The sequence below is a fragment of the Fictibacillus phosphorivorans genome (genome assembly GCF_001629705.1).
Taxonomy (GTDB): Bacteria; Bacillota; Bacilli; order Bacillales; family Fictibacillaceae; genus Fictibacillus; species Fictibacillus phosphorivorans_A.
Genome location: NZ_CP015378.1, coordinates 2,518,139 through 2,543,801, shown reverse-complemented (window position 1 = coordinate 2,543,801; position 25,663 = coordinate 2,518,139). Strand labels below are relative to the sequence as shown.

Below are 25,663 nucleotides of genomic sequence, written 5' to 3'. Positions count from 1 at the left end.
ACTTTATTACCTCGAACGGGCGTATTTTTTGTAAAAAAAGGTCAAAAAATAAGGAATTTTAAGGGTTGAATAGCGAAAAACGCCTAAAAAAGATTGAATTTCTCAATGTAATCGTATAATATAAGGCTTGTCACAGATATAATTAGTAAAATCTTGTATATTACATAAATGAAGGAATCATGATTCAAAAGTTGAATGATGGTGAATAGAACCTTGAGAGGAGGTGAATGGAATGAACAAGACTGATCTAATCAATGCAGTATCTGAGCAAGCTGAGCTTTCTAAGAAAGATGCATCTAAAGCAGTTGACGCTGTTTTCGAAGCAATCACTGGTACACTACAAAGCGGTGATAAGGTTCAACTTATCGGATTTGGTAACTTTGAAGTTCGTGAGCGTGCAGCTCGTAAAGGCCGCAACCCACAAACTGGTCAAGAGATCGAGATCTCTGCTAGCAAAGTTCCTGCTTTCAAACCAGGGAAAGCCCTTAAGGACGCTGTTAAATAAATCATACATAGGGCAACTTAAAAAGACCGTGAATCTTTCACGGTCTTTTTATTATGGATTTAAAAGAGTGAGACGATATATCGGCAAGAATTAAAATATATCAGCAAGAATTGGGATTATATCGGCAACAATTAAAATATATCGGCAAAAATCCGATTTTATCGGCAACTCAGGTTATGATTCGCCAAGATCCACTCCTCACACGGCGTAAGGGTTTTCTCTTTTTGCTATTCTTTCTTCATTATGCTAAAATTTTTCTATTGTGTGAATGGAATTGGAGGACAACCGGCGTGGCAGAAGTTCAAAAAGAAAAAATTGAGTTAGCTGTAAAAATGATATTAGAAGCGATAGGTGAAGATCCTGAGCGAGAGGGTTTAATAGATACACCAAAACGAGTTGCGAAAATGTATGAAGAAGTCTTTCAAGGATTGAATCAAGATCCTAAAGAGCACTTTGCTACTATTTTTGGAGAAGATCATGAAGAATTAGTGCTTGTAAAAGACATTCCTTTCTACTCCATGTGTGAGCATCATCTCGTACCTTTCTTTGGCAAAGCGCATATCGGATACATACCTAAAGGTGGAAAAGTAACAGGATTAAGCAAGCTTGCGAGAGCTGTGGAAGCTGTTACAAAACGACCTCAACTTCAAGAAAGAATCACTTCAACGATTGCGAACAGCTTGTTGGAAACTTTAGAACCTCATGGTGTGATCGTTGTGATCGAAGCAGAGCATATGTGCATGACGATGCGTGGTGTAAAAAAACCGGGCTCTATGACGGTTACTTCAGCAGTGCGTGGAGTATTTGAAAAAGATCCTGCGGCACGTGCAGAAGTACTAAGTTTAATCAAAAACTAAGGAGGTAACTTCATGAAATCAGAATTTGATTTTTTCGTGATCAAAGCGAAAGAGAACGGCGTAAACGTGATCGGCTTAACGCGTGGTACAGAAACAAGATTTCACCATTCTGAAAAGCTTGATAAAGGCGAAGTGATGATCGCTCAGTTCACTGAACATACTTCAGCTGTAAAGGTTAGAGGAAAAGCAGTGATCTACACGAAACACGGAGAAGTAGATACAGAATCTTAAAGATAACTTTCGGCGGAACACGTGCCAAAAAGCTGGGCTAAAGATAAGCCTAGTTTTCTTTATGTCTTTTAAAGAGGTTGAATCCTAATAATTTTGGCGACTATGTTATAATAAGAAAGCACAATTTTGCTGTGTCATTGGAGGGATTTGATGAACACCATGGAACAAATTCAACGTTTAAAACAACATACACTTTTATTGATGCAGCACAGTTATGTAGAACGATATATCCAACCTCCAGTCTTTAATGAATCCAAAGTATTCATCACGTACTGTCTGCTGCGTGAACTCGAATTGGATGAAGCTGTAGAAGCCGAGTATTTTAGTTCGATTACGCTCATTCAGTCTGCATTGGACCGTCATGATGACATCTTAAAAGAGGAAATCAACGAGAACAAAAAGAACCGTCAGCTTGTCGTGTTGTCAGGCGATTATTTTAGCAGTCTCTACTACTTACTTTTATCTCACTGTGAAAATCTAGATCTGATCTCAAAGCTATCGAGTGCGGTTCAGGAAATTAACGAACTGAAGGCAGATCTGCATAGTCAGAATAAGGACAAGTTTTCAACCACGAACGTTGAATATTTAAAAGCCGCGCAAAAGATAGATAGTCTTTTATTAACTAAAGCTGCTGAATCGTTTGGTCTTTATACATATATACCTTTTATTGAGAGGTACCTACTTGTGTCACGGTACCATAGTCTTGATTCGAGAAGACGATTGAGTGACGATCAGTTGAACTACCTTAAGACATGCGAGAAGGAACTTAAGAATAAAGAAGTTGAGATGCCATTGTTGTTTCATAGAGAAGGATACAATATGGTGGATGCTAACAAAAATGACTTAATGTTAGGAGAGGGTTAATCCGATGTTGAGTAAAGAAGAACGGGTTCACTCTGTATTTGAAAAGATTTCAGATCAGTATGATTACATGAACGATCTGATCTCTTTTAAACAGCATAGTAAATGGCGTAAAGATACGATGAAAAGAATGAAAGTACAGCCTGGTAACCAATGTTTAGATGTTTGTTGTGGGACAGGTGAATGGACGTTCGCTCTAGCTGAAGAAGTTGGTACTGAAGGAAAAGTAGTCGGCCTAGATTTTAGCCAGAACATGCTGAATGTTGGGATCGAAAAGTTAAAAAAACGCCGATCTCCTGGAGTCAGCTTCATCCATGGCAACGCGATGGAACTTCCGTTCGATGATAACAGCTTTGATTTCGTCACGATCGGGTTTGGTCTTAGAAACGTTCCTGATTATCTTCAGACACTGAAAGAGATGGCACGAGTTGTGAAGCCGGGTGGCAGAGTGGTGTGTCTAGAGACTTCGCATCCGACGGTTCCGGTGTTCAAGCAGCTCTTTAAGTTTTATTTTACCTATATCATGCCAGTATTCGGTAAGCTGTTCGCAAAAAGTTACCAAGAATACGCATGGCTTCAAGAATCAACAGAAGCTTTTTTAACAAAAGAAGAACTAAAAGAACTTTTCAAACAAGCGGGTTTGTCTAACGTTGAAGTTAAATCGTATGCTTTAGGTGCTGCGGCCATGCATACAGGGAAAAAACAGCAATAGAAGAGAGCGTTGCAGTGTGTGGAATAAAATTAAAATAATTTTAGAAATGATAAAGTTTGAACATACCATCTTTGCTCTACCCTTTGCGTTTCTTGGAGCGATCATGGGAAACCTTGTGGAAGAGGGGACAGTTCCATCCTTAATGGAATGGATTTGGATCACACTAGCCATGGTAGGTGCACGAAGCTCTGCTATGGCCTTAAACCGTGCGATAGATTCAGAGATTGATGGAAGAAATCCTAGAACGAAAACAAGAGCGATACCAGCTAAGCTTTTGAAAAGAGGGGAAGTCTATCTTTTCATACTGATCTCATTAGCTTTGTTGTTCGTTAGTGCTTACCAACTAAATGCACTTTCCGTAAAGCTTTTGCCGCTTGCGGTCTTTTTTCTTGTTATCTATTCGTATACGAAGCGTTTTACGTATTTGTGTCATATCGTGTTAGGTGTCACGATCGCCATCGCACCACTAGGCGGTTGGGTAGGTGCGACCGGAACATTAAGTCCCGAAGCCTTTTTACTATTTATAGGTGTATTGTTTTGGACAGCTGGTTTTGACGTGATCTATGCGACACAAGATGCTGAATATGATAAAACACATGGTCTGTACTCTATTCCATCTTCATTTGGTATCGCAAATGGTCTGATGACTGCTAGATGGCTGCATGTTGCTAGTTTCATAGCTTTCGTCTCACTTGGCATTGTATCAGGAATGGGCTGGATCTACTACCTAGGTGTGTTCATATCTGGTGCGATCATGGTGTATGAGCATTCACTCGTTAAGCCTCATGATCTTTCTAAACTAGATGTGGCCTTCTTTACGATGAACGGAGTATTGAGTGTTGTCATGTTTATCTTTTCAGTGGGAGATTTGTTGATATGAAAACTTTTACAATCGGAATAACAGGAGCGAGTGGAGCTGTATACGGAGTAAGACTTGCTCAAGAGATCTTAAAAAGCGGACACAAGTTACATCTTGTTGTAACGGAAGCAGGTTGGCAAGTGTTCAGAGAAGAATTATTGTGGAATACAGAAGACCGCGAACGCTGTATAGAAGAGAATTTTGCTTCATATGGCAAAGATCGTCTTCATTATCACACACTTCGTGACTTTAATGCACCGATCGCGAGTGGCTCGTATCAGAACGACGGCATGGTCATCATTCCTTGTTCGATGGGAACTCTCTCTGGGATCGCTCATGGTGCTTCAGGAAACCTGTTAGAACGTACAGCAGACGTTATGCTGAAAGAGAGCAGAAAACTAATCTTAGTGCCAAGAGAAACACCACTTCATAAGATTCATCTTGAAAACATGTTAAAAGTAACAGAAGCAGGAGGAAAGATTGTTCCTGCGATGCCTGGTTTTTATCACCTGCCAAAGTCGATGGATGACATAGTGAACTTTTTGGTAGGTAAAGTACTAGATAACTTAGGTGTACATCACGAATTGTTTACACGCTGGGGAGACTGATAGATTATGAACATCGGGGAAATCAGCTACACGAACATCATACCCCTTTATTTTTATTTAGATAGAGAACGCCTGATGGATCAAGGTGCGACCATTACACAAGCGGTTCCATCACGGGTAAACGCTTTAATGGAGAAACAGTTGGTCGATATTGGAGGCATCTCTTCGTTTTCATACGGAAAGAACGCTCATAACTATAGTTTGGTTCCAGATCTTTCTGTTTCTTCGTTCGGAAAAGTAAACTCTATCTTTCTTTTTTCAAAGTTTAAGATCGAAGAGTTGGACGGTAAAAGAATCGCATTAACATCTAGTTCAGAAACATCAGTCGCTCTATTGAAAATCATCTTAGATCGTTTTTATGGTGTAGAGGTTGCTTACAAGACAGAAACACCAAATTTTGAAGCTATGTTGAACACATATGACGCATGCCTTTTGATAGGAGACGATGCAATAAGCGCATACCGAAAACGAGGCTCTTATAACGTATATGACCTAGGCGAGATCTGGTATCAACAGACAGGATTACCTATGATCTTTGCCGTGATGGCGTATCGAAATGAAATGGAGACCGAACAGGGTGCGTTGTTGTCTTACGTAGGAAGAAGTATGATAGAGAGCAAAGAGAGATGTCAAAGAGAAAATTTTGTTCCAGTCATCGAGCGAGCGATAACAGAACATGGAGGCACTTTTCAGTTCTGGAATTCTTATTTTAATGGATTAAATTATCAATTTAGTGGCGAACATGAAAAGGGACTCAACCTTTATTTTCAGCTAGCTGTAGAGTGCGGATTGTTAAAAACAATGCCCTCTATCATTAAATATTCGTATAAGTAACGGGCGATAGGGTGAAACAAAAGTGAAGTTAAAGGACTTATACTCATTTCTAAAAAAAGATTTGCAGCAGATTGAAGATCAGCTCGTAGAATCCGTTCGTTCCGATCAGAAACAGATTCATACGGCAGGAGCTGAACTTTTAAAAGCAGGGGGAAAGAGAATCCGCCCTGTGTTTGTTCTGCTTTCCGCTCAGTTCGGCACATATAATATTCAACAAGTAAAAAAGCCGGCTGCAGCTCTTGAACTGATCCACATGGCTTCGCTCGTTCATGATGATGTTGTGGATGACGCGGATATGAGACGCGGCAGAAAGACCGTAAAAGCAAAATACGATAACAAGATTGCCATGTATACAGGCGATTTTATTTTCGCATCCGCCTTAAAGCTGATGTCTGAGATCGAAATTCCGCGTGCGCACCAGATTTTGGCACAAGGCATGAAAGAGATGTGTCTTGGGGAGATCGAGCAGATCAACGAACAGTACGACACAGATCAAAACATTCGAAAATACTTCAAACGAATCAAACGAAAAACCGCACTTCTAATCGCACTGAGCTGTCAACTTGGAGCGATTACGTCAAAAGCAGATGTTTCTCTTCAAAAGAAGTTGTATGATTTTGGTTTCTCTGTTGGAATGGCTTTTCAGATCACAGACGATATCTTAGACTTTACGGCTTCTGAAAAACAGCTCGGTAAACCAGCAGGAAGTGACCTGAAGCAAGGAAACTTAACATTGCCTGTGCTGTACACGATCTATCAGTATCCAGAGATGAAAGAGAAACTGGATGCTTATTATGAGTCAAAAAATCCTGCTCAACTTGCAGAACTGTTGAAAGATATCAAAGAGTTAGGCGGAATTGATTACGCAACAAAGATATCTGATAAATATTTAAAGCGCGCTAAATTAGCTGCCGAGTCTTTGCCAGAAACGGATGCCAGAGATAGTTTGTTAAAGGTTGCAGACTATATCGCTGGTCGAAAATTTTGAGTGATTGCTAATTTTTAAAATTTTTGGTACGATTTCTCTGGGGAACTTGTCCCACATATACATAGATGATAGGAGAGGGAATGCATGGAAAAAACGTTTTTAATGGTAAAACCTGATGGTGTCCAACGTGCGTTAATCGGAGAAATCGTATCCCGTTTTGAAAAGAAAGGTTTTCAACTTGTTGGTGCTAAACTAATGAACATTTCTGAAGATCTTGCAAAAGAACATTATGGTGAGCACAAAGAGCGTCCGTTCTTCGGCGAACTTGTTGATTTCATTACATCTGGTCCAGTATTTGCTATGGTTTGGGAAGGTAAGGACGTTATTCTTACAGCTCGTAACATGATGGGCAAAACAAATCCTTCTGAAGCTGCTCCTGGTTCAATCCGCGGAGACTATGCTGTACAAGTAAGTAACAATATCATCCATGGTTCTGACTCTGCTGAAAGCGCTGTCCGTGAGATCGGTCTTTTCTTTAAAGAAGAAGAACTTGTTTCTTATGATAAAGCAGTAGCGGTTTGGATTTAATTTTACATGGAAATGAAAGCGTTTTAACCGGCCTGTGTGCCGGTTTTTTATTATTTATAGCGGTGAAATTTACCGCATTGTGAAGAAAAGTGAGTGAGATTGCTCTATTCGTTACTATATTGAAGCAGAGAAGCAGGTTTTGAGGTTGTCAGTTAAAAAAATTCGTTTTAACACCAAAATCTAGTGTCTATTATGTATTTCCTAACCTCCTACATGAAAGTTTTTGAAGTAATCCCGCAAGTTTACAAGTTAATCCGGCGAGTTTTAAGGATAATCCAGCGAGTTTTCGCATTATATCGGCGAGTCGACATTTGAACGATGTCCAACCGATAACGCAACAATTTAGTTTTCGATCCGATATTACACATACATAGACGAAAATTTTTAATGGAATTGAATTGGAGAGAGACATATGGACCCGGACTACGAAAGCTTTAAACAGAGCATTTATGAACAAACAGGAATTGACCTTTCTCTATACAAAGAAGCACAAATGAAACGAAGACTCATTGCACTGAGGGACAAACGATCATTTACAACGTTCTCAGAATACTTTCGGGCACTCAAAATAAATCCAGAATTGCTTCTTGAGTTTTTAGATCGTATGACCATTAACGTGTCTGAATTCTACCGAAATCCTGCTCGTTGGGATGTACTGGAGAAAAAAATCATTCCTCTGTTAATGGGTGACAGGTCATCGTTAAAAGTATGGAGCGCAGCCTGCTCTACAGGAGAAGAGCCTTACAGCTTATCGATGTTGTTATCCGATTACAAAAAGGGTTTATCAAAGTTTTCAATACTTGCAACCGACTTAGATCAACAAGTGTTAGATCAAGCAAAAAAAGGATTTTATTTTGAAAAAGCGATTAAAGATGTGCCGAGCGATAAAAGAACACGACATACAACAAAACAGGACCTTGGTATAGGTGTTTCAGACTCGATTAAAAAGCATGTAACGTTTAAGAAGCAGAACTTGCTTTCAGATCGTTTTGATTCTGATTTTGATCTGATCGTCTGCCGAAATGTGATGATCTATTTTACGGAAGAAGCAAAGACCGTTCTGTATCAAAAGTTTAGCAAAGCCCTTCGAAAAGGCGGTGTTCTATTCGTCGGAAGTACCGAGCAGATATTCAATCCCGCGTTATACGACTTAGAATCGGTAGAACCGTTCTTTTATCGAAAACTCTGTTAATAATAAAAATTGATCCATTGAAATCAGTTGACAGAATTACATCAATAGTTTAATGTAACTGATAAGTTTAGAGCACATGAAATGGTGCACAATAGTTTAGAGTTTAGAGCCTAGTTGAGACAAGTTGAGAGAGTTTGAGTGGAGCAGAGCCGAGAATGGATATGTACATATGCCATGCGGGTTATTTCTGCATGGCTTTTTTATATGCTTCTTAAAGAAGTATGTACATGTTCCCTTATAGATCGACCTCTTATATCCTCCTCATTCTCCGTATAAAGCGGAGGTGCAGATATGACAATAACCCATCCGATACCTCCTTGAACGTTTTTGTTTGTACCCAAAACAACCAAAACGATTAAGGGGTGTTCATATGATTTCAAATATCATTCAAAAAATTATGAAACACGAAACATTAACAGAAGGTGAAGCTTTTTATTTCATGGAGAAATTAGCGAATGGTGATGTAACAGATGCGCAAGGAAGTTCTGTTTTAACCATCATGAGTTTTCGAGGTGAGACGATCGATGAGATCGTTGGTTTTGTTAAAGCGATCAGAAAGCTCTCAAGAGCAACAGATTCCACCCAGCACGGTGAACTGATGGATACCTGTGGCACTGGCGGTGATGGAGCATCGACATTCAACATCTCTACAGCCGTTAGCATCATACTCGCTTCATTAGGGATAAAAGTAGCCAAACACGGTAACAAAGCGGTCACTTCAAAAAGTGGAAGCTCTGATGTGTTAGAGGCTTTAGGCATACAAGCTGCTAGCAACCACTTTGAAGCGAACTACCAATTGAACAAGCACGACATCGCGTTTTTGCACGCTCCATACTTTCATCCGGCACTAAAAAAGGTCGCCTCATTGAGAGGGGAGCTTCCATTTCGAACGATCTTTAATTCTATCGGACCGTTGTTAAACCCGATGGCACCTGCATATCAACTGATTGGAGCGAGTAATGAAGAAGTTGCTCACAAGCTCGCTAAAGTGATTCAGAAGCTTGGAATAAATCGAGCATTGATCGTTACAGGTAAAGATGGACTGGATGAATGCTCGATTACTGGTGAGACCCGGATGTTTTTAGTGGAGAACAACACGATAAAATCCTTCAACTTTACACCTGAAGAAGCGGGGTTGAATCGAGGAGATCTACAGGATCTTACCGTTTCGAACAAACAAGAAAGTGCAGAACTCATCCGTTCCATCTTACAAGGAAAAGGAAATGAATCAGCACGTAACATCGTTATCCTAAACGCTGCTGCCGCACTTTTTGCGTCTAAAAGAGTTTCAAGTATCAGAGACGGCGTGGAAATCATCAAACAATGTCTACAATCAAAATCTGCGTACTATCATCTTGAAGAAATGACGAAAGAAGAGGCGAATGCACATGTTAACTAAAATATTGAAACAAAAAGAAAGAGAAATAGCGGTACTTCCTTCATTCAAAAAAGGGGAGCTGGATTTTACAGATAAAGATCATCGCCCATTTGCGAAAAGAATCGCTAACTCTCAGAAAAGACCTGCATTGATCGCAGAAGTGAAAAAAGCTTCACCCTCTAAAGGAGTCATAAAAGAAAATTTCAATCCTATAGAGATCGCAATGGATTATGAAAAAGCAGGAGCAACTTGTTTATCCGTCTTAACGGACACAGAGTTCTTTCAAGGAGACCTTCAATATTTAAAAGATATTCGAAATCATGTCTCGCTACCTTTATTAAGAAAGGATTTCATCATCGATGAAAAGCAGATCATTGAAAGTGTAGAGAACGGAGCAGATGCGATCCTGCTGATTGCCGCTTGCTTACCTGCAGATCGATTAGGAACGCTTCACGCACTGGCAACGGAATGCGGGTTAGAGTGCTTGGTCGAAGTTCATTCAGAACAAGAGATTAAGCAAGTTTACGACGTTTGCGATCCATCTATGATCGGGATAAACAACCGTGACCTTAAATCGTTCACAACCGATATCGAGCATACGTTTTCTCTTCTTCCATCTATTAAAAACGAAACACTCGTAATCAGTGAGAGTGGTATCAAAACAGCATCAGATGTTAAGAGTCTGTTCGATCATCATGTGAACGGCATGTTGATCGGAGAAACATTGATGCGAGCGGACTCTATCGAAAAGAAAATCAGAGAGATCTATCATGACTGTTCAAATTAAATATTGTGGTTGTCAGTCCGAAGAAGACTACAAACTGCTCATCGAAACAAAAGCAGACCTGATCGGTTTTATCTTTGCGGAAAGTAGAAGAGAAGTTGATCCAAAGAATGTGAACAGCTGGATCGAGAAATACGGAAAACCAAAAAAGTTGGTAGGTGTATTTCAAAATGCAACTCTACAAAAGATCAAGGATGTTATGAACACAGTACCCATTGATATCATCCAGTGTCACGGAACTGAATCGATTCATCAGCTCAAGGAAATAAGAAATCACTGCAACAAAGAAATCTATAAAGCACTTCCTTTTGGAGAAAATATCATCGAAGATATAACGGCATACGGCAAAGTATCAGATGCCATTATCATAGACTCTGTATCTCAAGGAAGATTCGGAGGGACGGGGATTCCATTTTCTTGGAAAGAAGTGCCTAACATGATGAAAACAGCAGAGAGATTAGGAATCTTGTGTTTCATTGCTGGAGGAATCAAACCAGAAAATGTTTCGGAGCTACTGAGACAGCATCCACATGGAATCGACTTAAGTGGTGGTATCGAAGAAAACGGCAAAAAAAATGTACAAAAAATAGAAACGCTTGAAAGGATGATCATGTCATGACTACAGCTACAGTACCTGATACTAGAGGAAGATATGGAGTGTTCGGCGGAAAATACGTTCCAGAAACGATCATGTTCGCACTCGAAGAGCTTGAGGCTGCTTTTGATGAAGCGATTCAAGATCGAGAATTCAATGAGCTTTTTCAACGTGAACTTGCCATTTATTCTGGTCGTCCTACTCCCTTAACGAAAGCAGACCGATTGAGTGAGTCGAACGGTGGAGCATCCATCTATTTAAAAAGAGAAGATTTAAACCACACAGGGGCACATAAGATCAACAATGCCATCGGTCAAGCACTTTTAGCCGTGAGGATGGGAAAGAAGAAGATCATCGCAGAGACCGGAGCAGGGCAGCATGGTGTAGCTGCAGCAACTGTAGCAGCGAAGTATGGACTGTCTTGTAAGGTTTATATGGGAAAAGAAGATATAAGAAGACAATCTTTAAATGTGTTTCGCATGAAACTGTTAGGAGCTGAAGTGATCGAGGTCACGAGCGGAAGTCAAACGTTAAAAGATGCTACGAACGAGGCGATCCGAGAATGGGTTGCTGCGGTTGAAGATACGTTCTATCTGATCGGTTCTGCTGTAGGACCATATCCATACCCGAAGATGGTCAAACAATTTCAGCAGGTGATCGGTTATGAAACAGAAAGTCAGTTTAAAGAGGTTCAACAAGGAAAGCTTCCAGATGCTGTTGTAGCTTGTGTAGGCGGCGGCAGTAATGCGATCGGCATGTTCGCCCCTTTTATTGAGAAAGATGTACCTCTGTACGGAGTAGAGGCTGCAGGGATGGGTGTAGAGACTGCTCAGCATGCGGCAACGTTATCTAAAGGGTCGAATGGTGTGATACACGGTTCGTTAACGAAGCTTCTTCAGACGAGCGAAGGACAGATTACAGAACCATACTCGATCTCAGCAGGACTCGATTATCCAGGAATAGGACCGGAACATGCATACCTTCATGAAACAAAAAGAGTAACGTATGAAGCAGTCACAGATGAAGAAGCGTTACACGCTTTGAAACTTTTATGTGAGAACGAAGGGATTCTATGTGCGTTAGAGAGTGCCCACGCCGTAGCTTATAGTCTGAAGCTAGCAAAAAACATGCGTAAAGATCAACAGGTAGTAGTCTGTTTATCAGGAAGAGGCGACAAAGATGTTCATACATTGATGGATTTTGAAGAAGGGGGAAATAAAGATGAATAAGAGATGGGAAGCCTTTCACGATTCTTCAGATTATCGTTTCACTCCGTATATCATGGCCGGTGATCCATGTGAAGAAGCAACGATCGAACTGTCACTCGCTCTTGAACAGTGCGGAGCTCATGCTCTCGAGCTAGGTGTTCCATACTCAGACCCTTTAGCTGATGGACCTGTGATTCAGAGGGCAGGCATGCGAGGTTTGGCACAAAACATGAATCTTGAGAAAACGGTAAAGCTCGTTTCAAAGCTTCGTGAAAGAGGATTGAAGATTCCGGTAATTATCTTTACTTATTATAATCTTTTGTTACAATTAGGAGAAAATCGTTTCCTGAAGTTAGCAGAGGATAGCGGAGTTGACGGGGTTTTAGTCCCTGATCTGCCGTATGAAGAAAGCGGATATTTACAAAAGATGTGTTCAGATCATAACCTTGCTCTCATCTCGCTTGTTTCACCTACAACACGTGAAGAGAAGCTTGTAAGACTCGGTAGTGAGGCAGAAGGCTTTTTATATTGCATCTCGTCATTAGGTGTAACAGGCATCAGAAATGAGTTTCGAGCAGGTTTGGACGATTTTCTAAAAGCCGCGAAACAAAACAGCCGCGTTCCAGTCTTAGTAGGGTTCGGACTGTCTACACGAGAACAGATCCAGCAGTTTGATGGCAGCAGTGATGGTTTTATCGTTGGCAGTGCGATCGTGAAAAAGATAGAGGAGCTAGAGAGTGACCTGCTAACGAACAGAGAGGAAGCGATCAAAACGTTCAAATCGTATATTGAGTCATTGCTGCCTGTCTATAGTCGTTAAAAAGGAGTGGGAAAATGCAGCCGAAACAGCAGTTGTTATCGTTAAAACCTTACAAACCAGGTAAACCAGTAGAAGAAGTGAAACGTGAACTAGGTCTAGAGAAAATCGTGAAACTCGCTTCAAATGAGAACCCTTATGGTTGCTCTGACCTTGCAAAAGAGAAAATAAATGAAGAGTTATCACAACTTCACGTTTATCCAGACGGTTATTCAGCTGAACTTAGAGAAAAACTCTCGAATCAACTTCAAGTGAAGCAAGAACAGATCATTTTTGGAAACGGATCAGATGAAGTCGTACAAATTCTTTGTCGTGCATATCTTTCACCTGAAACGAATACCGTGATGGCAGCGCCTACTTTCCCGCAATACAGACATAATGCTGTTATTGAAGGAGCTGAGGTGAAAGAGGTTCAGCTGGTCGAAGGCAACCATGATCTAGATGCTATGCTTCAAGCAATTGATCAAGATACGAGAATCGTCTGGCTTTGCAACCCGAACAACCCGACTGGAAACTATATCCCAGAGTCAGAGTTTGTAAGTTTTATGGAAAAAGTTCCGTCTGATGTAGTCGTAGTGAGTGACGAAGCTTATTATGAATATGTATCAGCTGCTGATTATCCAAACACACTAGATTACTTGGATAAGTATCCGAATCTAGTGATCTTAAGAACGTTCTCAAAAGCTCATGGACTAGCTGCGCTTCGGATTGGTTATGGAGTCGCTAAGTCTTCTATCATCCAGTCTATCGAGCCTGCTAGAGAGCCTTTCAACACATCCCGAATCGCTCAAGCTGCAGCGATCGGAGCATTGGAAGATGATACGTTTATTAGAGAATGCAAAGAGAAGAACAGAAAAGGTCTTGAAACGTTTTATGCATTTTGTGATGAAAAGGGATTGTTGTACTATCCTTCTGAAGCAAACTTTATTTTGATAGACGTTAAATCTGATGCTGATCAAGCGTTTGATTATCTTCTGCGTAAGGGATATATTGTGCGTTCAGGAAGTGCGTTAGGTTTTCCTACTATGATCCGTGTGACGATCGGTGAAGAAGAACAGAACAAAGAGATCATCGAACACTTAGGGGCGTACATTGACTCTATTGTAGAGAAAGTTAATTAATAAAATACCAACAAAAGCCCGATAATCTTTATGAATATCGGGCTATTTTCATAATTTTCAAAAAAGTGTTGCATTTTAAATAAGCTCTATTTATAATGAATGTAATATGGTTTCTCTCCACTCCTATCCATATTATACTTTCCTGACAGCGCTTACATGTCAGGACTTTTTTTGTCCTCATTTTTAATTTCTCTTAAATTTTTCTATCATAAAAGGCTCATCTCTATCATAACTTGTCTTATAGAGAAAAAAGGAGGCGAGCTATGCGATATATAATTGAGCGCCCGCTGCAATCGCTCGGTACAGACACTGTTCTTTCTTATCTAGTAGACTCTCAAAAAATCTCCTATGTCTCACAGGGCCCTCTTAGAATGAATGTGATGAAGATGTCTATGCAAGGTGTAAAGATGATTCCTGGGCATATCAGTCCTCTTATGTCATTGAATAGATTGCCTATCGAAATGGTAAGACAGAATCTAAGTGAGAGAGTTAGAAGTGGTACCACTACACTGTTAACATCTGCTGAGATCAACTATTTACATGAAGCCGAAACAGAGTTGAAGCGAACGAGGCATCTCTTAATATCAAGTTCAATAGACTATTGCATCGGCTTAAGCATGTCTCCAGAAAAGATTACGCCACAGATGATGAGTTTTTGCCGTAAACAGAAAATTCCGTTCATCCAGTTGAACTGTAAAGATTTTGCTCAGTTAACACATGTGATCTGGGAGAGGATAAGTGAAGCTAATTTCAGTTATGGTACCGTGATCTTTCCAACCTTTCCATCGAGCATAGATCAAAAGTTGAAAAATACGTGGCACAAAAAATGGAACGAGCTATCGATCAAACGCCAGATCCCAACACTTTTTCATGATCTGTGTGAATCTGAGCCCATCTCGTTACCTAGTTTAAAAATGCTCGGTCTATATCCTGTAAAAGGCGGTCTTTTTACAGGAAGCGATGCGGATTATTGTATCTACCGTACTGATGGACTGCGTGATGCGTTACAAACTGTAATCGTTAGAGGCAGAATCGTTTTTACTAATCATGACAGAGAACAACATCAAGGGTACGGCAAAGAAATTATCGTAGTAAAGCCCCGTCGTTTTGGAGAATCTCTCGTATCTCGTGTATAATAGGCACAAGAATACAAGGGATAAGGGAGTTTTATCAGTGAACGAAATCCAAGATGCAATCAGGCTTGTTGAACATGGTGATGTTGAAAAAGGAATGTCACTATTAGATAAAATAAAACAAACAGCTCAAGACCCAGAAAAGTTTGAGATCGCAGAAATCTACTTGAACTGGGGCCACACATCAGAAGCAATGAAACTTTTTAATGAGTTGCTTGAAAAGTATCCTGGAGACGGAGAACTACTCGTATCCATGGCAGAGTGCTGTTTAGATGAAGGAATGGATGAAAAAGCGATTGAGTATTTAGATCAAGTAAGTGAAGAAGATGATGAATATTTAAGAGCACTTATTCTTCAAGCAGACCTGTATGAAAGTCTTGGACTAACAGAGGTGGCAGAACGTAAGCTTACAGAAGCGCACCAAAAGGACCAGAAGCATCCTGTACTCGCTTATGCTTTAGGTGATTTTTATTTAAGACAAGGGAAATTTGATTCAAGTTTGCCACTATTAAAAGTAGCGATCGACGAAAAAGCTGAAATCGAAGATGTTACATTAAGATATGCCGAAGCATTAAGCAGAGCCGGTAAGTTTGAAGAATCACTTCCATACTACAGAAAAGGTCTGGATCACCATAAAGATCTATACAGTTTATTTGGTCACGGGGTAACTGCTTTTAAAGCAGGTGAGTTTAAAGAAGCGATCGCAAGCCTTGAAGAACTAAAAGACATGGATCCTGATTATACGACCCTCTATAGCGTGCTATCTGAATCCTATGAAGAAGAAGGAGCTTTAACAGAGGCATATGACGTAATCACTGAAGGATTAAAAAGAGATGAACATAACGAAAACATCTATCTTCAGGCTGCAAGGTTAGCTTATAAACTGCACAATCCTGATCAAGGTGAACAGTGGGTGAAACAAGCACTAGAACTCAATCCAACTCTTATCGAACCACTACTACGTTTAGGAGATCAGTACATTCGTGAAGAAAGATTTGAAGATATACTCAGTCTCTACAAGTCACTTGCAGAAACGAAAGAAGAGATTCCGCTCATGTACTGGCATCTAGCTACAGCAAATAAAGAAACCGAAGATTATAGTGAGGCTGCAAAATGGTATGAAAAAGCATCTCTATTGTTTACTGAGGACCCGGTGTTCTTAGAAGAGTATGCCTATTTCCTCATCGAGGAAGGTGAGCAGAAGAAAGCGAAGATCATTCTGCAGAATCTTTTATCAGAAAACCCTGAACGAGATGATATTGAGGATGTTTTAAACCGACTGGAAGATTTTTAAAACTTTCTGAAGTGAAGAAGGATTTTACGAGCAGTTAGAGAATATATTTAGTATCAAGATGACGTGTTTTTGAATGATGGGGGGATTGCAATGAGCAGCACCGTTTCGGTCCTTGAAAAAAAGGATTTTATCAAATGGTTCCTTAATCATTATCAGTTAAAGAAGCGCGAATGTGTTTGGTTATTAAACTATTTAGTTAGTGATGACCAACTGATGGAGAAGGTACATTTTGTAGAGAAAGCTGAATATTGTCCAAAGGCCATAATCATGTCAACTCAATGCACAGACGGAGTTCCATTCCGTTTTTACAAACAAAATGTTCTAACGACTGATGCCGAAAAATCATTTCATGACATCCGCTTAAACCAAGAAGAAGAGATCTATCTTGAACTTAATTTTAACGCATCACGTCTGACGCCCGAGTACGCTTCTGTATTAGAAGAAAACCCGCACTTACCTCAGAATATGTCGATGGACAAAAAGTACGGCATATGGGCGGAAATGGTATTAGAAAAGTCGATCGAAACCTATCGCAAGAATGATATCATGGCGAAGATCGATGCTGCACTAGATCAAAAGGATTATGACAGCTTTACAAAATGGACCAATGAACTAAAAAACTTAGAAAAACAGCCATCCTAGTTGTGTGAAGGCGACTCTTTTGATAGGGTCGTCTTTTTTGTGCCTTATGTTGCTAGGGGGCTAACGTGTGCATAAACAATATGGTTGTTCTTTATTGAATGATTTGCACCCAATCCATAAATTTCTGCTTTGAATCCACAAATTTTAACTATCAATCCAAAAGTTTGGTCACTTTATCCACGAATTTTTTACTTTTATCCGCAAGTCGACACTTGTAGACTTATTTCGACATCTATAAATCTACCTATTTTGCAGACGAAACACCTTGCCAGCTAGCGAAATATGGTACGATAAGAAGCAGTACATACCAAGTAAGGAGATTTTTTTATGAAATGGAAAACAAAAGACGCAGATGTATTCTTGAAATCTGGTGAGTATGTGGACTCGATTCTAATTCCGTTGACACCAGTGAGTTTCTCTCACGAGTTCAAATCGAGCGTGACAATGTCTGAGTATACGGAGCTCTTAACGTCAGAGATCGAGCGTCAGCTTCATGGCAGATTGTTTTTATCACCTAATTTTACATATGTTAAGAATGAAGGAGCTCTTGAACTATTAATTAGTTTCTTAGAACACGTAAAAAACTCGGGACATTTCAAACATATTTTTCTGATGACGAGTGATGTGTATTGGAAGGAGTTCGAGCAGCAACTCTCAGGTCAATTATTTTGGGTACCCGCTCTGCCGCTTGAAACAATGGACGAGAAGTATAAACTAGAAGTGATAAAAGAGCAGGTAAAACCCTTGTTTCAGCTAATTTTCAACGATTGGCAGAGGAGTATAAATTCGTAATATTTACCACATGTCATATTGACATTAAAAGACAACATAAGCTATCATGTTTATGTCCTAGTAATATGTGTGTAAAAGTCCGGATGGACCGTCATTTACAGCATAAGGGGGGGAAAACAATGTCAAAGGAAGATATTTCAAGACGTCAGTTCTTAAACTACACATTAACTGGCGTAGGCGGATTTATGGCTGCCGGCATGCTTATGCCAATGGTCCGTTTCGCCCTTGATCCGATTTTGAAAGAGGGAACAGATCAAGAATTGGTAGCGGTTACGAGCATGGAAGAGATCGCTAACGAACCAAAGCGTTTCGATTTTAAAATCAAACAAAAAGATGGCTGGTACGAGTCTGATGTCACTCAATCTGCCTGGGTTTATAAAGCGAAGAATGGTGATATTATCGCACTTTCTCCAATCTGTAAACATCTAGGTTGTACGGTAGACTGGAATACAGATCCATCGCACCCTAACCAGTTCTTCTGTCCTTGCCACTTAGGCCGTTATACGAAGGATGGAACTAATGTTAAGGGAACTGCACCTCTTGCACCGCTTGATGTATATGACAGCCAGGTGAAAGATGGAAAGCTTTATTTAGGAAAGGCAAAACCAAGAAAGGGGGCGTAATGAATGCTACAAAAGATTTATGACTGGGTAGATGAGCGCCTGGATATTACGCCGCTTTGGAGAGATGTTGCAGACCATGAAGTACCTGAACACGTAAACCCCGCACATCATTTTTCTGCGTTCGTTTACTGTTTCGGTGGATTAACTTTCTTCATCACGGTTATCCAAATTCTTTCAGGTATGTTCTTAACGATGTACTATGTGCCTGATATCGTGAATGCTTGGGAATCCGTATATTACCTGCAAAATGAAGTGGCATTTGGAGTAATCGTACGCGGAATGCACCACTGGGGCGCGAGCCTTGTTATCGTAATGATGTTTTTACATACATTGCGCGTATTTTTCCAGGGAGCTTATAAGAAACCTAGAGAATTAAACTGGGTTGTTGGAGTACTTATTTTCTTTGTTATGTTAGGTTTAGGTTTTACAGGTTATCTATTGCCTTGGGATATGAAAGCGCTATTTGCGACGAAGGTAGGAATTGAGATCGCTATGACGATTCCTGTTATTGGTCCGATTGCGAAAACATTCCTTGCCGGCGGAGAGATTATCGGAGCACAGACGCTCACGCGTTTCTTTGCGATTCACGTATTCTTCCTTCCTGCAGCATTGTTAGGCTTGATGGGTGCCCATTTCTTAATGATCCGTAAACAAGGTATTTCCGGACCGTTGTAAGAACAAACATAAGATTAAAAGTTTCATAAGAGCAAAGGAGGGAAATATATGCATCGCGGTAAAGGAATGAAGTTTGTCGGTGACTCTCGTGTCCCTGCTGAGCGCAAGCCGAATATCCCAAAAGACTATTCGGAGTTTCCAGGAAAAACGGAAGCGTTCTGGCCAAACTTTCTTTTAAAAGAATGGATGGTAGGAGCGGTATTCTTAATCGGATACCTTATCCTAACAATCGTCCATGAATCTCCTTTGGAGAAAAAAGCAGATCCTACCGATGCTGGATATATTCCTCTACCAGACTGGTACTTCCTATTTTTATACCAGCTTCTGAAGTACAAGTATGCGGCAGGGGATTATGTTCTTATCGGTACTGTTATTATACCGGGTCTAGCGTTTGGTGCTTTAATGCTTGCACCATTCTTAGACAAAGGGTTGGAGCGACGTCCTTCTAAACGTCCGATCGCAACTGGATTAATGTTATTAGGTTTGATCTCTGTTACATATTTAACATGGGAATCTGTTGTGACTCACGATTGGGAAAAAGCGAAGACTCAAGGTAAGATCGTCGATGTTAGTTTTGATGAAAACGATCCTGGATATAAGATCTACCAAAAACAGAGCTGTGTAGGCTGTCATGGTAACACGTTATCAGGTGGAGCGTCAGGACCATCATTGGTCGGTACAGGGTTAAAACCTGAAGAGATCATGAAGATCGCAAAAGAAGGTAAGCCACCAGCTATGCCTCCGAATGCGTTTAAAGGGTCAGATAAAGAGCTAAAACAATTAGCTGAGTTTATCTCAAAACTTGAAAAGAAATAATAGATAGAAGCCGGCTCAGTATGGGTCGGCTTCTTTTCTGAACATCGTAATAAAAGGAGCATGTGATTATGTCCTGGATTCGAAAGATCATCATGGATCGAATGTTTTTATTAATATTACTCCTAATCAACATACTAGGCACGATCTACGGTTATTATTGGTATCTTTATCAGCTTCAAGATACGCCTTGGTACTTTTTACCTTTCGTGCCAGACAGTCCAACAGCATCTTTGTTTTTTGTTTTTGTTATCATCGGCTTTTTGAGAGATAAACAGCACGGGTTAATCGAAGCATTAGCTGTGGCGTCACTTTTTAAGTATGGCATATGGGCGGTAGGGATGAATCTTGGTGGTGCTCTTGTTGGGACACCTCTCGATCTTATCAACTATATGCTTATCTTTTCACACCTCGGTATGGCGGTCCAAGGGCTACTATATGCGCCGTTTTATAAGATCAAGGGTTGGCATGTAACCATCGCAGCACTCGTCCTTTTTCATAACGAGATCATCGATTATGTGTTTGATATGATGCCTAGGTATGACATTTTAGATCCGTATCAAGATATGATCGGATACTTGACCTTCTGGTTATCGGCTCTGTCGATCTTCATTGTATGGAAGATGAGAAAAGCGTGAGTACGCTCTAAATCCTTAATTCTAGGTCTATCCTTGTCCTAACTCTCATACGTTTTAAGTATAAGGGTACAGGAGGGACAACGGATGAGAAGGTTTGGATGGGCATTGATGGTTCTTTGTATGGTTTTTGGACTTGCTATGCCAGCATTTGCATCAAATCATACAAAAACAAAAGAATGGTCTGAGATCAATGAGCTAACGAGTGAGATCTGGGAGCTTGGTAAGATAGAACGGTATGAAGAAGCTGCGGGAGTGTTGCAGTTTACTTCTGACAACATCATTCATATCGAAGATGTCTTGTCTTTGAGGCCAGAACAGAAACGTCTCGTTGAATATACGTTTAGAGATGCTGTGTCTTCTCTTCAGAATCCCGAATGGTCAAAAGAAAAAAAGTTAAACAAGCTTACAGAGGTTCGTTTATTAGTGGATGCCCTTCAGACCGACTATGAACCGTTATGGAAGAAAACAGGCCTTATGATGCTAGAGCCGTTTATCACGATGGAAAAAGGAATCAGTGAGGACGATTCTGTGGCGTTTCATCAGGCGGCAAATCTTTTACTTGAACGGTATGAAACGGTCAGACCGGCACTCATGGTCGACCTGAAAGATGAAGATCTTCAAAAGCTGGATGAACACGTTTCTTACGTTGATACGAACCGCAGTCAGATTTTATCAAATGCCGATCACCAAAAACAGCTTGAAACCGCTGCAGCTGACTTTGAAGCACTATTCTTTGCCAAAAAAGACAACTCGGAGCCATCACTGTTCTGGCTAATATTTTCAATCGGTGGCATCATATCATCAACACTAGCTTACGTTGGATGGAGAAAATACAAAGGTGATCAGCAAGATGGATTACGAGTGCCGGATGAACGATAATGGGTCAGGAGTCATGCGTATTCTTTGACAAACTGTGAGCTGAAAACGTAAAATGTGAGTATCAAAAGCTTTTTATATGGAGGAATGCCAACGATGGGTGGATTTTTAATCTACTTCGCAATTTTGCTTATCGTTCCAATCTGGGCACAGATGCGAGTGAAGAGCACGTACAAAAAGTATTCAAAAGTGAGTAACAGCACAGGGAAGACTGGTGCAGAAGTAGCAAGAGAGATTTTAGACCAAAATGGACTCTACAATGTTCAAGTAGAGCCAGTTAGAGGGATGCTATCCGATCATTATGACCCTCGCAGTAAAGTTGTTCGTTTATCTGAAGATAACTATTACGGAAGTTCGATTGCAGGTGCAGCGGTTGCTGCCCACGAAGTAGGGCATGCGATTCAAGATGCTGAAGGTTATGCGTTCTTACGCTTCAGACATGCGCTAGTTCCTGTAGCTAACATCGGATCTAACTTCTCGTTTCTATTGATTCTTGGTGGTATGCTTTTAAGCTCGATGAACATGTTCCTTCTTGGAATCATCTTCATGTCAGTAGCTGTATTGTTCCAGTTCGTTACACTTCCGGTTGAGTTCAATGCAAGCTCTCGTGCGATGGACCAGATCGTATCAACGGGTCTGATCCGCAACAACGAAGAGCGAGGAGCACGTAAAGTACTAAACGCTGCTGCATTAACTTATGTAGCTGGTGCTCTTGTAGCCTTACTTGAACTAGCACGATTCATCTTCATGTTCATAGGGATGAATCAAGACGACTAATCCTAATTTAACAGCAAAGCTCCCGATAATGGATCGGGAGCTTTTTTCTATCTACCTATCGGATTTTTATCAGCATCTAGTGTGAAACCTTCACCGATCACTTCATGAACATCGTTAACCGTTACAAAGGCATGTGGATCGATACGTTCGATCACCTGTTTAATACGAACGATCTCGTTCTTAGCAATTACGCAGTACAATACTTCACGGATATTTCCTGTGAACGAGCCCTTACCGTTTAGGATTGTAGCACCTCGGTCTAGTTCTTTAATGATATCCGCTGCGATCTCGGTGTTTTTATCTGAAAAGATCATGACTGCTTTACCAGCATAAGCACCTTCTTGCATAAAATCAATCACGCGTGCGCCGATGAATACAGCAACGAGTGTGTACATCGCTTCTTTATAGTCTAAGTATACGAGAGAGATCGCGATAACAACGAAATCAAAGATGAACATCGTCTTACCCATGCTCCAACCTAAAAATTTATGTCCGAGTCTTGCGATAATATCTACTCCGCCAGTCGTACCTCCGAATCGGAAGATGATGCCTAGTCCGACTCCTATAAATACACCAGCAAATAAAGCGGCAAGTGTCATATCTTCCCTCAGATTGATCGTAACGAATGAGAAGCGCTGAAAGATAAACAAAAACACAGAGACGGCAACTGTTCCGATGATCGTATAGATAAAGGCGTTTCTTCCTAGCAGCTTCCATCCGACAAAGAACAATGGAATGTTGAGTGCAAGGTTAGAATAAGAAGGATCGATCGAGAAAAGAAAATAGAGAATAAGGGTGATCCCTGTAAAACCACCTTCTGCTAAATTGTTCGTCATGTTAAAATGAACGATTCCAAAAGAAAAGATGGCTGCGCCTAGTAAGATGAATAAAATATTTTTTAGTTTGATTGGATAAGTCATAAGGAGTCCTACTTTCTACAAAAATACTAAGGTTGTTTTTAGTCACGCCTTCCTATTATAAGCGAAATTTCATGAAATTTGTCAAACAGAAAAAATACCGATAACATATAGAAGACTAATATTGAATGAGGAGTGTCAACATCATGGCCAATCGTACATTAAAAGAGAGTCAGGACGTTGTAGATCAATACATATCACAGTTTAAAGAAGGCTATTTCAGTCCTTTAGCTATGCTTGCACGATTAACAGAAGAACTAGGTGAACTTGCTCGTGAAGTGAACCATCACTATGGTGAGAAACCGAAAAAATCAACAGAGGATAAGAAGACGGTGGAAGAAGAACTTGGAGATATGTTCTTCGTTTTGATCTGTCTTGCAAATTCATTAAATATAGATCTGGATGATGCGTTAAAGACCGTTATGAATAAGTTTGAAACTCGCGACAAAGATAGATGGACAAAAAAAGAGGGAGAGACGACACATGAATAATATTCGTATCATACTTGCAGGACCACGAGGAAAAATGGGGCAAGAAGCGTTGAAGATGATCGAGGATACTTCTCATTTTGAACTTGTGGCAGCTGTAGATTCAAAAAATGATGGACTTCAAGTAAAAGATCTTTTAGGTGCACCTCAGTCTTTAGAAGCACCTGTATATGATGATATGGAAAACTGTCTTGCTTCTATTGAAGCAGATGTGGTTGTCGATCTTACGCGTCCAGATATCGGCAAAAAACACCTTGAGTTAGCACTTAACAAAGGTCTGCGCACGGTAATTGGAACAACCGGTTTTTCAAATGAAGACTTAGAGCGTCTTAAAGCTCTTGCTGAAGAAAAACAAACAGGTGCTATCATCGCGCCAAACTTTGCGATCGGTGCAATTTTAATGATGAAATTTTCCCAAATGGCAGCGAAATATCTACCGGATATCGAGATCATTGAAAAGCATCATGATCAAAAGCTAGATGCGCCGTCAGGTACGGCATTAAAAACCGCACAATTGATCACAGAAGTGAGAGAGGAAAAGAAACAAGGTCATCCGGATGAAAAGGAAGATCTTAAAGGAGCACGAGGCGCTGAACTAGAAGGGATTCGTATTCATAGTGTAAGATTACCTGGACTGGTCGCTCACCAAGAAGTTATTTTCGGAGGAGAGGGTCAAGTATTAACGATCCGTCACGATTCGATGAACAGAACGTCATTCATGCCAGGCGTTCGCCTTGCAGTAGAAAGTGTAATGAACATTGAAGGTCTTGTATACGGCCTTGAAAATATTATGGAATAAGAGGGGATACTATGAAAATAGCTCTTATTGCGCACGATAAGAAAAAGAACGATATGATCAACTTTACCGTTGCATACGCACCGATTCTAAAGCATCACACGTTGTTTGCAACAGGAACAACAGGATTTAAAATAAATGAAGCCACCGGGCTTGATATCAAACGTTTTCAATCGGGACCATTAGGTGGAGATCAGCAGATCGGAGCATTGATCGCAGAGAACGATCTTGATCTTGTCTTGTTTTTCAGAGATCCGTTGACTGCACAGCCTCATGAGCCTGATGTTTCAGCTTTGATGCGTCTATGTGATGTGTATCAGATTCCGCTCGCAACAAACGTGGCTTCAGCAGAACTTTTTATTCGTTCACTCGAACGAGGAGATCTGGATTGGAGAAAAATAATAGATGAAAGAGAGTCAGACAAAAAATGACCGTTGAAAGCTGGTTGGCCTTTGGCGCTCATTCCGATGATGTTGAGATCGGCATGGGAGCTACGATTAAAGCAGAAACAGATAGGGGCCGTGACGTGATCATCTGCGACTTAACAGAAGCAGAATTATCATCGAACGGTACCGTAGACATCAGAAAAAAAGAGGCAGAAAGAGCAGCTGGGATTTTAGGAGTTAACACAAGAAATAACCTACAGTTGCCTGATCGAGGACTTTATATGAAAGAAGAATATATCCTAGAGCTCGTTTCCGTTATTCGTGAACACAAACCTCAATATGTGTTCGCGCCCTATTGGGTCGATCGTCATCCAGATCACGGAAACTGCGCACGTCTTGTAAAAGAAGCGGTCTTTTCTGCGGGTATTATAAATATTCAAGACCCGAATCATCTGCCTGCACACAAAGTAAAAAATATTTTTTATTACATGATCAACAGTGCAGAGAGACCACAGCTCTTTGTCGATGTAACAGGATCTTACAAAGCAAAGATTGAGGCGTTGAGCGCGTATCCATCTCAGTTTGTGAAAACAGTGGATAGTATCGATACACCGCTTACGAATGGTTATATCGAAAGAGTCGAATCTCGTGACAAACTGTTTGGTCTTGAAGCAGGTGTCAGTTATGCAGAAGGATTCATTCCAGAACAAACGTATATAACTAACCATCTATAAG

At 40.5% G+C, this 25,663-nt stretch carries 32 protein-coding genes; 31 read left to right on the top strand and 1 reads right to left on the bottom strand.

Annotated elements, in window-relative coordinates; translation table 11 throughout:
- Positions 1-232 precede the first annotated feature (232 nt).
- The 27 genes from ABE65_RS13140 (at position 233) to ABE65_RS13010 (ending at position 22,341) form a co-directional block, all read left to right on the top strand.
- The gene (locus ABE65_RS13140) at positions 233-505 is read left to right on the top strand and encodes an HU family DNA-binding protein (protein WP_066241877.1); all 273 of its coding nucleotides are present in this window, start codon (positions 233-235) and stop codon (positions 503-505) included.
- A 290-nt stretch (positions 506-795) separates the two neighbouring features.
- Positions 796-1,362, top strand: a complete 567-nt coding sequence (gene folE / locus ABE65_RS13135) for a GTP cyclohydrolase I FolE (RefSeq protein WP_066395691.1) — start codon at positions 796-798, stop codon at positions 1,360-1,362.
- A gap of 12 nt (positions 1,363-1,374) precedes the next feature.
- A complete protein-coding gene (gene mtrB, locus ABE65_RS13130; protein ID WP_066241872.1) occupies positions 1,375-1,593 on the top strand; it encodes a trp RNA-binding attenuation protein MtrB in 219 nt (72 codons plus the stop codon).
- Between the two features lie 150 nt (positions 1,594-1,743).
- The gene (locus ABE65_RS13125) at positions 1,744-2,457 is read left to right on the top strand and encodes a heptaprenyl diphosphate synthase component 1 (RefSeq protein WP_066395681.1); all 714 of its coding nucleotides are present in this window, start codon (positions 1,744-1,746) and stop codon (positions 2,455-2,457) included.
- A gap of 4 nt (positions 2,458-2,461) precedes the next feature.
- A complete protein-coding gene (locus tag ABE65_RS13120) occupies positions 2,462-3,166 on the top strand; it encodes a demethylmenaquinone methyltransferase (protein ID WP_066395680.1) in 705 nt (234 codons plus the stop codon).
- A 46-nt stretch (positions 3,167-3,212) separates the two neighbouring features.
- Positions 3,213-4,046: a UbiA-like polyprenyltransferase gene (locus ABE65_RS13115; RefSeq protein ID WP_066400159.1), complete on the top strand. Its 834-nt coding sequence runs from the start codon at positions 3,213-3,215 to the stop codon at positions 4,044-4,046.
- Positions 4,043-4,633: a UbiX family flavin prenyltransferase gene (locus ABE65_RS13110; protein WP_066395679.1), complete on the top strand. Its 591-nt coding sequence runs from the start codon at positions 4,043-4,045 to the stop codon at positions 4,631-4,633. Before ABE65_RS13115 ends, ABE65_RS13110 begins: the two co-directional genes overlap by 4 nt.
- 6 nt (positions 4,634-4,639) lie before the next feature.
- Positions 4,640-5,467, top strand: a complete 828-nt coding sequence (locus ABE65_RS13105) for a menaquinone biosynthetic enzyme MqnA/MqnD family protein (protein WP_066395672.1) — start codon at positions 4,640-4,642, stop codon at positions 5,465-5,467.
- 22 nt (positions 5,468-5,489) lie between these two features.
- Positions 5,490-6,455, top strand: coding sequence for a polyprenyl synthetase family protein (locus tag ABE65_RS13100; RefSeq protein WP_066395669.1), 966 nt, complete (start codon positions 5,490-5,492; stop codon positions 6,453-6,455).
- An 84-nt stretch (positions 6,456-6,539) separates the two neighbouring features.
- On the top strand, positions 6,540-6,983 hold the full coding sequence (gene ndk, locus ABE65_RS13095) for a nucleoside-diphosphate kinase (protein WP_066395665.1): 444 nt from the start codon (positions 6,540-6,542) through the stop codon (positions 6,981-6,983).
- Between the two features lie 412 nt (positions 6,984-7,395).
- The gene (locus tag ABE65_RS13090; RefSeq protein WP_066395660.1) at positions 7,396-8,175 is read left to right on the top strand and encodes a CheR family methyltransferase; all 780 of its coding nucleotides are present in this window, start codon (positions 7,396-7,398) and stop codon (positions 8,173-8,175) included.
- Between the two features lie 370 nt (positions 8,176-8,545).
- Complete coding sequence (gene trpD, locus ABE65_RS13085; RefSeq protein ID WP_066395659.1) at positions 8,546-9,574, top strand: anthranilate phosphoribosyltransferase; 1,029 nt, start codon at positions 8,546-8,548, stop codon at positions 9,572-9,574.
- Positions 9,564-10,340, top strand: coding sequence for an indole-3-glycerol phosphate synthase TrpC (gene trpC, locus ABE65_RS13080; protein ID WP_066395657.1), 777 nt, complete (start codon positions 9,564-9,566; stop codon positions 10,338-10,340). Before trpD ends, trpC begins: the two co-directional genes overlap by 11 nt.
- Positions 10,324-10,956: a phosphoribosylanthranilate isomerase gene (locus tag ABE65_RS13075; RefSeq protein WP_066395655.1), complete on the top strand. Its 633-nt coding sequence runs from the start codon at positions 10,324-10,326 to the stop codon at positions 10,954-10,956. The genes trpC and ABE65_RS13075 overlap by 17 nt, the downstream gene beginning before the upstream one ends.
- Positions 10,953-12,161 carry a tryptophan synthase subunit beta gene (gene trpB / locus ABE65_RS13070; protein ID WP_066395653.1) on the top strand — a complete coding sequence of 403 codons (1,209 nt, stop codon included), beginning with the start codon at positions 10,953-10,955 and terminating at the stop codon, positions 12,159-12,161. Before ABE65_RS13075 ends, trpB begins: the two co-directional genes overlap by 4 nt.
- Complete coding sequence (gene trpA / locus ABE65_RS13065; RefSeq protein ID WP_066395651.1) at positions 12,154-12,960, top strand: tryptophan synthase subunit alpha; 807 nt, start codon at positions 12,154-12,156, stop codon at positions 12,958-12,960. The genes trpB and trpA overlap by 8 nt, the downstream gene beginning before the upstream one ends.
- A gap of 14 nt (positions 12,961-12,974) precedes the next feature.
- A complete protein-coding gene (hisC, locus tag ABE65_RS13060; protein ID WP_066395649.1) occupies positions 12,975-14,078 on the top strand; it encodes a histidinol-phosphate transaminase in 1,104 nt (367 codons plus the stop codon).
- Between the two features lie 263 nt (positions 14,079-14,341).
- Positions 14,342-15,214, top strand: a complete 873-nt coding sequence (locus tag ABE65_RS13055; protein ID WP_066395645.1) for a hypothetical protein — start codon at positions 14,342-14,344, stop codon at positions 15,212-15,214.
- Between the two features lie 37 nt (positions 15,215-15,251).
- Positions 15,252-16,505, top strand: coding sequence for a tetratricopeptide repeat protein (locus tag ABE65_RS13050; protein ID WP_066395643.1), 1,254 nt, complete (start codon positions 15,252-15,254; stop codon positions 16,503-16,505).
- 90 nt (positions 16,506-16,595) lie between these two features.
- On the top strand, positions 16,596-17,147 hold the full coding sequence (locus tag ABE65_RS13045; RefSeq protein WP_066395641.1) for a ReoY family proteolytic degradation factor: 552 nt from the start codon (positions 16,596-16,598) through the stop codon (positions 17,145-17,147).
- A gap of 327 nt (positions 17,148-17,474) precedes the next feature.
- Entirely contained in the window at positions 17,475-17,939 is a 465-nt protein-coding gene (locus ABE65_RS13040; RefSeq protein ID WP_066395639.1) for a YpiF family protein, read from the top strand.
- Positions 17,940-18,058: 119 nt separating this feature from the next.
- Entirely contained in the window at positions 18,059-18,562 is a 504-nt protein-coding gene (locus tag ABE65_RS13035) for a Rieske (2Fe-2S) protein (protein ID WP_066395637.1), read from the top strand.
- A gap of 3 nt (positions 18,563-18,565) precedes the next feature.
- Positions 18,566-19,237 (top strand): menaquinol-cytochrome c reductase cytochrome b subunit, encoded by a 672-nt coding sequence (qcrB, locus tag ABE65_RS13030; RefSeq protein ID WP_066395634.1) that lies wholly within the window; start codon positions 18,566-18,568, stop codon positions 19,235-19,237.
- A 48-nt stretch (positions 19,238-19,285) separates the two neighbouring features.
- Positions 19,286-20,053, top strand: a complete 768-nt coding sequence (locus ABE65_RS13025; RefSeq protein ID WP_066395632.1) for a menaquinol-cytochrome c reductase cytochrome b/c subunit — start codon at positions 19,286-19,288, stop codon at positions 20,051-20,053.
- 68 nt (positions 20,054-20,121) lie between these two features.
- Positions 20,122-20,688 (top strand): lipoprotein heptaprenylglyceryl N-acetyltransferase LhaT, encoded by a 567-nt coding sequence (locus ABE65_RS13020; RefSeq protein ID WP_066395629.1) that lies wholly within the window; start codon positions 20,122-20,124, stop codon positions 20,686-20,688.
- Between the two features lie 84 nt (positions 20,689-20,772).
- Positions 20,773-21,567 carry a sporulation protein YpjB gene (locus ABE65_RS13015; protein WP_066395627.1) on the top strand — a complete coding sequence of 265 codons (795 nt, stop codon included), beginning with the start codon at positions 20,773-20,775 and terminating at the stop codon, positions 21,565-21,567.
- A 93-nt stretch (positions 21,568-21,660) separates the two neighbouring features.
- Positions 21,661-22,341 carry a zinc metallopeptidase gene (locus ABE65_RS13010; RefSeq protein WP_066395625.1) on the top strand — a complete coding sequence of 227 codons (681 nt, stop codon included), beginning with the start codon at positions 21,661-21,663 and terminating at the stop codon, positions 22,339-22,341.
- Between the two features lie 47 nt (positions 22,342-22,388).
- Here ABE65_RS13010 and ABE65_RS13005 read toward each other — a convergent pair whose 3' ends face one another.
- Entirely contained in the window at positions 22,389-23,261 is an 873-nt protein-coding gene (locus tag ABE65_RS13005) for a YitT family protein (RefSeq protein WP_066395624.1), read from the bottom strand.
- Positions 23,262-23,404: 143 nt separating this feature from the next.
- Between ABE65_RS13005 and ABE65_RS13000 the strand changes: the two genes are divergently transcribed.
- From ABE65_RS13000 to bshB1, 4 genes are read left to right on the top strand one after another with little or no spacing between them, the layout of a single operon-like run.
- On the top strand, positions 23,405-23,749 hold the full coding sequence (locus tag ABE65_RS13000; RefSeq protein ID WP_066395623.1) for a nucleotide pyrophosphohydrolase: 345 nt from the start codon (positions 23,405-23,407) through the stop codon (positions 23,747-23,749).
- Positions 23,742-24,545 carry a 4-hydroxy-tetrahydrodipicolinate reductase gene (gene dapB, locus ABE65_RS12995; RefSeq protein ID WP_066395622.1) on the top strand — a complete coding sequence of 268 codons (804 nt, stop codon included), beginning with the start codon at positions 23,742-23,744 and terminating at the stop codon, positions 24,543-24,545. The genes ABE65_RS13000 and dapB overlap by 8 nt, the downstream gene beginning before the upstream one ends.
- 11 nt (positions 24,546-24,556) lie before the next feature.
- Entirely contained in the window at positions 24,557-24,973 is a 417-nt protein-coding gene (gene mgsA / locus ABE65_RS12990) for a methylglyoxal synthase (RefSeq protein ID WP_066395621.1), read from the top strand.
- Complete coding sequence (gene bshB1 / locus ABE65_RS12985) at positions 24,970-25,662, top strand: bacillithiol biosynthesis deacetylase BshB1 (RefSeq protein ID WP_066395618.1); 693 nt, start codon at positions 24,970-24,972, stop codon at positions 25,660-25,662. The genes mgsA and bshB1 overlap by 4 nt, the downstream gene beginning before the upstream one ends.
- Position 25,663 lies beyond the last annotated feature (1 nt).

Coding starts and splice junctions, on each gene's coding strand:
- trpC (WP_066395657.1), top strand. CDS start 9,564: ATGTTAACTAAAATATTGAAACAAAAAGAAAGAGAAATAGCGGTACTT.
- ABE65_RS13040 (WP_066395639.1), top strand. CDS start 17,475: ATGAAATGGAAAACAAAAGACGCAGATGTATTCTTGAAATCTGGTGAG.
- ABE65_RS13110 (WP_066395679.1), top strand. CDS start 4,043: ATGAAAACTTTTACAATCGGAATAACAGGAGCGAGTGGAGCTGTATAC.
- ABE65_RS13105 (WP_066395672.1), top strand. CDS start 4,640: ATGAACATCGGGGAAATCAGCTACACGAACATCATACCCCTTTATTTT.
- ABE65_RS13120 (WP_066395680.1), top strand. CDS start 2,462: ATGTTGAGTAAAGAAGAACGGGTTCACTCTGTATTTGAAAAGATTTCA.
- ABE65_RS13025 (WP_066395632.1), top strand. CDS start 19,286: ATGCATCGCGGTAAAGGAATGAAGTTTGTCGGTGACTCTCGTGTCCCT.
- mtrB (WP_066241872.1), top strand. CDS start 1,375: ATGAAATCAGAATTTGATTTTTTCGTGATCAAAGCGAAAGAGAACGGC.
- ABE65_RS13055 (WP_066395645.1), top strand. CDS start 14,342: ATGCGATATATAATTGAGCGCCCGCTGCAATCGCTCGGTACAGACACT.
- ABE65_RS13140 (WP_066241877.1), top strand. CDS start 233: ATGAACAAGACTGATCTAATCAATGCAGTATCTGAGCAAGCTGAGCTT.
- trpB (WP_066395653.1), top strand. CDS start 10,953: ATGACTACAGCTACAGTACCTGATACTAGAGGAAGATATGGAGTGTTC.
- ABE65_RS13020 (WP_066395629.1), top strand. CDS start 20,122: ATGTCCTGGATTCGAAAGATCATCATGGATCGAATGTTTTTATTAATA.
- bshB1 (WP_066395618.1), top strand. CDS start 24,970: ATGACCGTTGAAAGCTGGTTGGCCTTTGGCGCTCATTCCGATGATGTT.
- ndk (WP_066395665.1), top strand. CDS start 6,540: ATGGAAAAAACGTTTTTAATGGTAAAACCTGATGGTGTCCAACGTGCG.
- ABE65_RS13000 (WP_066395623.1), top strand. CDS start 23,405: ATGGCCAATCGTACATTAAAAGAGAGTCAGGACGTTGTAGATCAATAC.
- ABE65_RS13090 (WP_066395660.1), top strand. CDS start 7,396: ATGGACCCGGACTACGAAAGCTTTAAACAGAGCATTTATGAACAAACA.
- dapB (WP_066395622.1), top strand. CDS start 23,742: ATGAATAATATTCGTATCATACTTGCAGGACCACGAGGAAAAATGGGG.
- ABE65_RS13010 (WP_066395625.1), top strand. CDS start 21,661: ATGGGTGGATTTTTAATCTACTTCGCAATTTTGCTTATCGTTCCAATC.
- ABE65_RS13045 (WP_066395641.1), top strand. CDS start 16,596: ATGAGCAGCACCGTTTCGGTCCTTGAAAAAAAGGATTTTATCAAATGG.
- hisC (WP_066395649.1), top strand. CDS start 12,975: ATGCAGCCGAAACAGCAGTTGTTATCGTTAAAACCTTACAAACCAGGT.
- ABE65_RS13015 (WP_066395627.1), top strand. CDS start 20,773: ATGAGAAGGTTTGGATGGGCATTGATGGTTCTTTGTATGGTTTTTGGA.
- trpA (WP_066395651.1), top strand. CDS start 12,154: ATGAATAAGAGATGGGAAGCCTTTCACGATTCTTCAGATTATCGTTTC.
- qcrB (WP_066395634.1), top strand. CDS start 18,566: ATGCTACAAAAGATTTATGACTGGGTAGATGAGCGCCTGGATATTACG.
- ABE65_RS13035 (WP_066395637.1), top strand. CDS start 18,059: ATGTCAAAGGAAGATATTTCAAGACGTCAGTTCTTAAACTACACATTA.
- ABE65_RS13115 (WP_066400159.1), top strand. CDS start 3,213: ATGATAAAGTTTGAACATACCATCTTTGCTCTACCCTTTGCGTTTCTT.
- mgsA (WP_066395621.1), top strand. CDS start 24,557: ATGAAAATAGCTCTTATTGCGCACGATAAGAAAAAGAACGATATGATC.
- ABE65_RS13075 (WP_066395655.1), top strand. CDS start 10,324: ATGACTGTTCAAATTAAATATTGTGGTTGTCAGTCCGAAGAAGACTAC.
- ABE65_RS13125 (WP_066395681.1), top strand. CDS start 1,744: ATGAACACCATGGAACAAATTCAACGTTTAAAACAACATACACTTTTA.
- ABE65_RS13005 (WP_066395624.1), bottom strand. CDS start 23,261: ATGACTTATCCAATCAAACTAAAAAATATTTTATTCATCTTACTAGGC.
- trpD (WP_066395659.1), top strand. CDS start 8,546: ATGATTTCAAATATCATTCAAAAAATTATGAAACACGAAACATTAACA.